The 5,774-nt window shown below is 44.6% G+C and carries 8 protein-coding genes and 2 pseudogenes; 5 read left to right on the forward strand and 5 right to left on the reverse strand.

From position 1 onward, the window contains the following. A pseudogene (locus Xbed_RS17680) lies at nt 1-210 on the forward strand (IS982 family transposase); the annotation flags it as partial. Nucleotides 211-379: 169 nt separating this feature from the next. On the opposite strand, the gene Xbed_RS17685 reads toward Xbed_RS17680, so the two are convergent. The 3 genes from Xbed_RS17685 to Xbed_RS17695 are packed head-to-tail and all read right to left on the reverse strand — an operon-like array spanning nt 380 to nt 2,674. Next, a complete protein-coding gene (locus tag Xbed_RS17685; RefSeq protein WP_086114161.1) occupies nt 380-739 on the reverse strand; it encodes an aminoglycoside phosphotransferase family protein in 360 nt (119 codons plus the stop codon). Beyond that, complete coding sequence (locus Xbed_RS17690; protein ID WP_086114162.1) at nt 732-1,655, reverse strand: diacylglycerol kinase catalytic domain-containing protein; 924 nt, start codon at nt 1,653-1,655, stop codon at nt 732-734. Before Xbed_RS17690 ends, Xbed_RS17685 begins: the two co-directional genes overlap by 8 nt. After that, nucleotides 1,652-2,674, reverse strand: a complete 1,023-nt coding sequence (locus Xbed_RS17695) for an SPFH domain-containing protein (protein ID WP_086114163.1) — start codon at nt 2,672-2,674, stop codon at nt 1,652-1,654. Before Xbed_RS17695 ends, Xbed_RS17690 begins: the two co-directional genes overlap by 4 nt. A gap of 147 nt (nt 2,675-2,821) precedes the next feature. Here Xbed_RS17695 and Xbed_RS17700 point away from each other — a divergent pair, with 147 nt between their 5' ends. Next, nucleotides 2,822-3,535, forward strand: coding sequence for an NUDIX hydrolase (locus Xbed_RS17700; protein ID WP_086114164.1), 714 nt, complete (start codon nt 2,822-2,824; stop codon nt 3,533-3,535). Between the two features lie 371 nt (nt 3,536-3,906). Here Xbed_RS17700 and Xbed_RS19545 read toward each other — a convergent pair. Continuing rightward, nucleotides 3,907-4,285, reverse strand: a pseudogene (locus Xbed_RS19545) (transposase); the annotation flags it as partial. Between the two features lie 16 nt (nt 4,286-4,301). Further along, entirely contained in the window at nt 4,302-4,424 is a 123-nt protein-coding gene (locus Xbed_RS20555) for a hypothetical protein (protein ID WP_279625542.1), read from the reverse strand. A gap of 95 nt (nt 4,425-4,519) precedes the next feature. On the opposite strand from Xbed_RS20555, the gene Xbed_RS17710 reads away from it, so the two are divergent. From Xbed_RS17710 to Xbed_RS20765, 3 genes are all read left to right on the forward strand, one after another. After that, entirely contained in the window at nt 4,520-4,723 is a 204-nt protein-coding gene (locus Xbed_RS17710) for a DNA cytosine methyltransferase (protein ID WP_086114165.1), read from the forward strand. A 43-nt stretch (nt 4,724-4,766) separates the two neighbouring features. Beyond that, nucleotides 4,767-5,063, forward strand: a complete 297-nt coding sequence (locus Xbed_RS17715; RefSeq protein ID WP_086114166.1) for an IS630 transposase-related protein — start codon at nt 4,767-4,769, stop codon at nt 5,061-5,063. Between the two features lie 85 nt (nt 5,064-5,148). Next, nucleotides 5,149-5,595, forward strand: a complete 447-nt coding sequence (locus Xbed_RS20765; protein WP_244182542.1) for a transposase — start codon at nt 5,149-5,151, stop codon at nt 5,593-5,595. Nucleotides 5,596-5,774 lie beyond the last annotated feature (179 nt).

Here is a 5,774-nt window from a genome sequence, read left to right on the forward strand (position 1 = left end):
ATTAACGCCAAACGCCGTTTAATTGAAACCGTGATTGGTCAACTCGCCGGCCAATTTGCTATCGAGAAGTGCTGGGCACGGGATTTGTGGCATTTGAGTAATCGAATTGCCAGAAAACTGCTTTCGCACACGTTGGGTATTTTTGCCAATTTTCAACAAGGTAAAAGTCAACGCGACTGGCTTCAACAAGCTAACGTTATAGGATGTTAAAGTCGAGCATCGCGTTAAAATTACATGGTTTCTTAATTTAGCGATTATCAAATGACACGTTTATTTGTGGAAAGTGGAAAGTTACAGCTGTAGTTTTAGTATTTTGAATAAGTTGGAAAAATAACGGGAAAATAACTGCTAATGGCAACAGGAATACATACCCTTCACCTCATCGTTCAAGTTCCGCGAGTGCCAACTCCACGCCCTGTAGGGTGATTGGCGCTTCGTCACCCAGGCCGTTGACAGCATCCATAGGAGCAGAAAGCAGGATTTTTGCTGCCTCGTTACAGCGTGTCAGGATGCCTCCATAAGTTTGTGCCATAGGCTCGAGCGCACGAACCCCATGCGCGAGCGGGATCAACGCTGGAAGGAGTTTCTGTCGGGAAATGTGTAGGCTGGCCACAGTGCAAATAATACGGCAGGTTTCATCGTCATCACCAGTTCTGGACCGGATAGTCAGTGATACAGATCCTGCCTGCCGCTCGATTGGGGTTTTATTCAAATAGCATGCTCGCTTAAATTTAACCAATCAGTTGCCCTTGTACGTTTGCGATGCCAATCGACACAATGCAACCTGCATTAAAAAGCAAATAGTCATCTTCGATACCGTCAGAGAAAATGACGCCATTTTCAGGCATCAACGACTCCAATTGCAGTGGTGAATGCTCCTTAATCGCCCCAAATACCAGCTGTACGCCCGTTGTTTTACTGGGAAAAGGTTCCCGCACACTGAACTGAAGTTTTCTCTCTCCCCAATCATATCCCTGAGACAAAGGATGATAATCTGCCCCCATTACGGCCTGAGCTCCCGCTAAGATAGACTGAAACCACCCTGTTGAGCCCAATCCTGTTGAAACTATAATGCCAGATGAGGATTGGAACTCTTGCTGCCCTTGCCACCTTATCATATAGCGTGCTGAAGTGTGGCTTTTTGGGCCAATAAACAAGTCATTCACCGCTAACAGTGTCTGACCATCGTTTGTGGTGGCCTGAGCAAAGGTGACGGATTTCTTCGGCATTTTCTTTTTTATTGTATTCATAACAACATCACGAAGCTGACCGATTTCAAAAGGTAATAACTTACCGTCCCAGCGAGCAGGATCAGGGTTGATGGCAATCACAGGTTGACCATTTAAGTATTTTAATGTATTAGCTACCAGCCCATCCTGTCCTATCACAATCACAATATCGCGAGAAGAAAACTGATAGCTCGGCAGTAATGACCTTTCCAGTAGTTGGAACCGTCCTAACGACTTAAGGACGGATTCCGCTTGCACTAACTGCCTCTGGTAGTGGTCATGCTCTTCAAGATAATCATTGACCTCGACATTGTTATGCTCCAAATAAAACTTCGCTTGCGGCCATGTATTGAAACGCTCTATCAGTTCCTGCAATCGGGTTTTTCGAGTGACTAAGATAAAGCGAATATCCTCTACCCTATTCATGCATTAGCCCCTTTTTTCATCAATTGGCCAAATAAATCAGGAGAGATATTCAACTCACCGATTTTGCCTGCATTCTGTGCCAAAGATTCAAATGCCATCGCCATTAACTGTTCTGGATTCATTTTAGCCAGGGCCATTGCTTTCAAGTTCTCAACGGGCAATTCGCGATAAGCTTTCATTTTCGCTTCGATAGCATAAGCATCTGCATCTGACTGAATTCGCTGATTTTCAACACGTAGCGCGACAAGTTCATTGCGTTTTGCTTCCGCATTCACTTCTGCAACGAGCTTTTCTTGCTCAATTTCAGCTCTTTCACGTAACAGAGCTCGTTCATTCTCCAGGCGCGCTTCCTCAATTTCCTGCTGTTTGTTTTGCACAGATAAATCCGTTTCTAACTCTGCCTCTCTGATCATGCGCTCTTGCTCGACAGAAAATTTTCGTCTGGCGTAAATGGCATCATCGGCTTCCTTCAGGATGGACTCCCTCGCTTCTGCTTCAAGTGCTTTTAAGGTTTCAGGTGAAGGTGTGATCGCAGCAATTGACACATCGATAATATCAATACCGAGAGTTTCCAGTGCTGACTGTGTAGTCAGTTGGTTACTTACCTGAGTCACTAATAGTTGGCTCATTAACAACGCCTCACGCATTGCCGTGGTTTGAATTTTTGCCTGAATCAATGTTTGTGCGTTGCGTACCACTCTATCACTCAGTTTTAACGGGTCTTCAGAAGCATAAGATTTGCCATCTTGTGTTAAATTGTAATTCAGTACATCCGCCGTTTTTTCTGGGTTTTTGATCTGAAATGTGATTTGGCCTTGAATGCGTAAGCTTTGGAAATCCGCCGTTTGCAGATTAAAAATAAACGGCGCTTCCAGGGCATTCAATGGTAAAGCCGCAATAGAGGTTGTTGCTGCGTTATACCAGAAACTAATCCCTTTACCTTGTTTGATCACCTTGCCATTGACCGATTTAATGACGAAGGTTGATGAGTCTGCTTTGAAGTAATTAATGTTAAACATAGTCAGCTCCACTTAGTGTCTTTGTGACAATAAGTATTATCTTATTGTCACTAATGTGTCAAGAATTAAGTGTCTTAATGACAAAATAATTTTTTAACGTATGATCGGCTTCATGGATAACCAAATGGCTCGGTGATAATCAACACAATGAATGAAAGCGAATATTTAACCCACTACGACAAAAAGGCCTACCTTTCACCACTTCTTAGTGTCGATGCGGTGCTGTTCACCTATCATGATGAAACTTTGAAGGTGCTTCTTGTTGAGCGTGCGAATCATCCCGATAAAGGCATGTGGGGGCTACCGGGAGGGTTTGTTGATGAAGAGAAGGACAGCACACTTGAAGAGACGATCTTACGAAAGTTAAAAGAAAAAACAGACGTGATCCCCCCCTATATTGAACAGCTCTGTACCGTTGGTAATAACCAGCGCGATAAACGGGGTTGGTCCGTCACGGTGTGCTATACCGCGCTGATTGCTTATCAATCCTGTGAACATCACATTGATGCCGTCGAATCCGTTAAATGGGTGCCTATCGACGAAATGGAAACAATGCCACTGGCCTTTGACCATGTGCAACTGTATCAGCAAGCCCGAGAGCGGCTACAACAGAAATCACTGTATTCCATTGTACCAGGATTTGCGCTACCTGAAGTTTTTACGCTGACAGAATTACAGCATGTCCATGAAGTGCTCATTGGCAAAACATTGCAAAAAAAATCCTTCAGACGCCGTTTAGAACAAGCCGACTTATTGATTGATACTGGTCATAAACGCCATGAGAGAGGCCGACCGGCTAATTTATATCGTCTCAAGGCGGAATCTGCCGATTACCGCTTTATCCGTAACTTAGAGTTTTAATCTATCTGCAAATACAACAAAGCCTCTTTGAGAGTAGGCGTCCGGTGATCAACACGGGTTATTTAAGGGGTTTGAAGTCCAACGGAACGAAAACATAAAGAAGAATTAGGAAAAACAAAATGGTTTATGCACCGGAATAAATAATCGGTAGATGTCAGGTCTCGTCTGAACTACTACACTTTAGTTGAGGCCATCGTCTCTGTCCCTGATGGAATTCGCTGATCAGGCTCTCATCATTTCGACGCGCTATGAGCGCTTGCACGATACCAGAGTTTCCTGATCACGGTCCGACCTGTCTTGCCATCACTTCTCGATTGCCTGCGAAACCTTTGGAAACTGCTTTTCAATGGGAGCCTCTGCATTTTATAATTTTAGTCGCTTGTTTCCGAGCTCCCATAATTTTCCTCAAACTCCCTGCCGTGTACCAGCAACGCCCAGACAATTCGGGCATTTTTATTCGCCAGTGCCACCACTGCAACATTGATATTACGTCTCAACAGCAGACCATTCAGCCAGTTTGACGTATCGCATTACGGCTCTGGCTCCATGAATCAACAGCGTCCGCAGATCGTTGTCACCACGCTTACTGATGGACAACAGGGTTGACTTACCCTCACTCGAATGTTGCCGAGGGACAAAACCCAGCCACGCAGCTAACTGTCTTCCGTTAGCAAAACTGTTGGCATCCCCTATTGAGGTAACCAGGGCTCTGGCCGTTATCGGGCCGATGCCAGGGATTTCCGAGAGTTTTCAACTGTCCGTATTTTTACAGTGCCATTGTTGACTCCCCCTTTTCCAGTTCATTCACATGACTATCCAATACCTTCAGATTCGCATCCTCCAGTATTTCCGGCAGGCATACTGCAATCTGTTTGATACCTTGGGCCATCACTATCCCAAATTCACTTAACAGACCCCGGAGCGCATTGGTTTGGTTATCATCCTGAAATTTCCTATACTCTGACAGAGACAGATATTCATGGAATGAATTATGGTTATTCTGTACGTCGTTTAACGCCCATTGAATGCGAACGACTACAGGGATTTCCAGATAATCGTATTCAAATTCCGTGGAATGGCAAAATAACTGAAAGTTGTCCAGATGGACATCGCTATCGGGTCATTGGTAATTCAATGGCTGTACCTATTATGCCATGGGTCGGAAAACGTATAGCAGAATCATATTAATATGGCATAATATCTACCTTCAAATAACAAGGCATAAAGTAAGATGGGTTACAGTCTCGATTTTCGAAAAAGAGTCCTGGCATACAAAGAAAAGCATTCGTTGACTTTCGAACAAACGAGCGCCCATTTTGATATCTCTATGCGCACCTTGTTTCGGTGGAGTCATAAAATAGAACCTTGTATGACCCGTAATAAACCGCCCACGAAAATCCGTGATGATGTGCTCATCAAGGATGTACAAAATTTCCCTGACGATTATCAATGGGAAAGGGCAAAACGCTTAGGGGTCTCGCAGTCTGCTGTTCACTACGCGTTGAAACGGCTTAACCTCACCCGCTAAAACACCCCAAGCTGATCCTTAGGCTCGTCAAGCGTTTATCGAGCGCATCAGCGACTATGAACGGGCGAAAAAACCGATTGTTTATTTGGATGAGAGCGTTTTTTCCCAGTCAATGCCCCACCTGCACGGTTATTCAGAGAAAGGGCGGCGTTGTTTCGGTACACACAATTGGCATGCTAAAGGGCGTATTAATGTCATTGGCGCGATCATCGAAAAGACCTTCATCACCGTGAGCTTGTTTACCGGGAATATTAATGCGGATGTTTTTCATGCGTGGGTGACACAAGATTTGCTGCCACAGCTTCCGGGTAACGTAGTGATAGTCATGGACAATGCCCCTTTCCATAAACGACATGATACGATCCAAGCGATAGCAGACAGCGGATGCCAACTGGAGTGGCTCCCCCCTTACAGCCCCGATTTGAATCCCATCGAACCTAAATGGTCCGGAGCAAAAGCGATAAGAAGACGAGAAAGATGCTCCGTGGATGAATTGTTTATGGAACATATTAATTGCGCCAGATTATACTGATTCCGCTATATTTTACTGCAAGTCAAAATATGATTAGCAGCCTTAAGGCGGTACTTATCCCCTACAGATGAATTGTAGTTAACCCGAATACCGCTTAAGCCGTTGCTGGAAAATCTTCGTCTGAGTAGAAAATTTTCAGTGACGGCTTTTTCCATTTAAGGCAGTAAGCAATCAGTCCA

It is taken from the genome of Xenorhabdus beddingii (genome assembly GCF_002127545.1).
In the GTDB taxonomy this organism is placed as follows: Bacteria; Pseudomonadota; Gammaproteobacteria; order Enterobacterales; family Enterobacteriaceae; genus Xenorhabdus; species Xenorhabdus beddingii.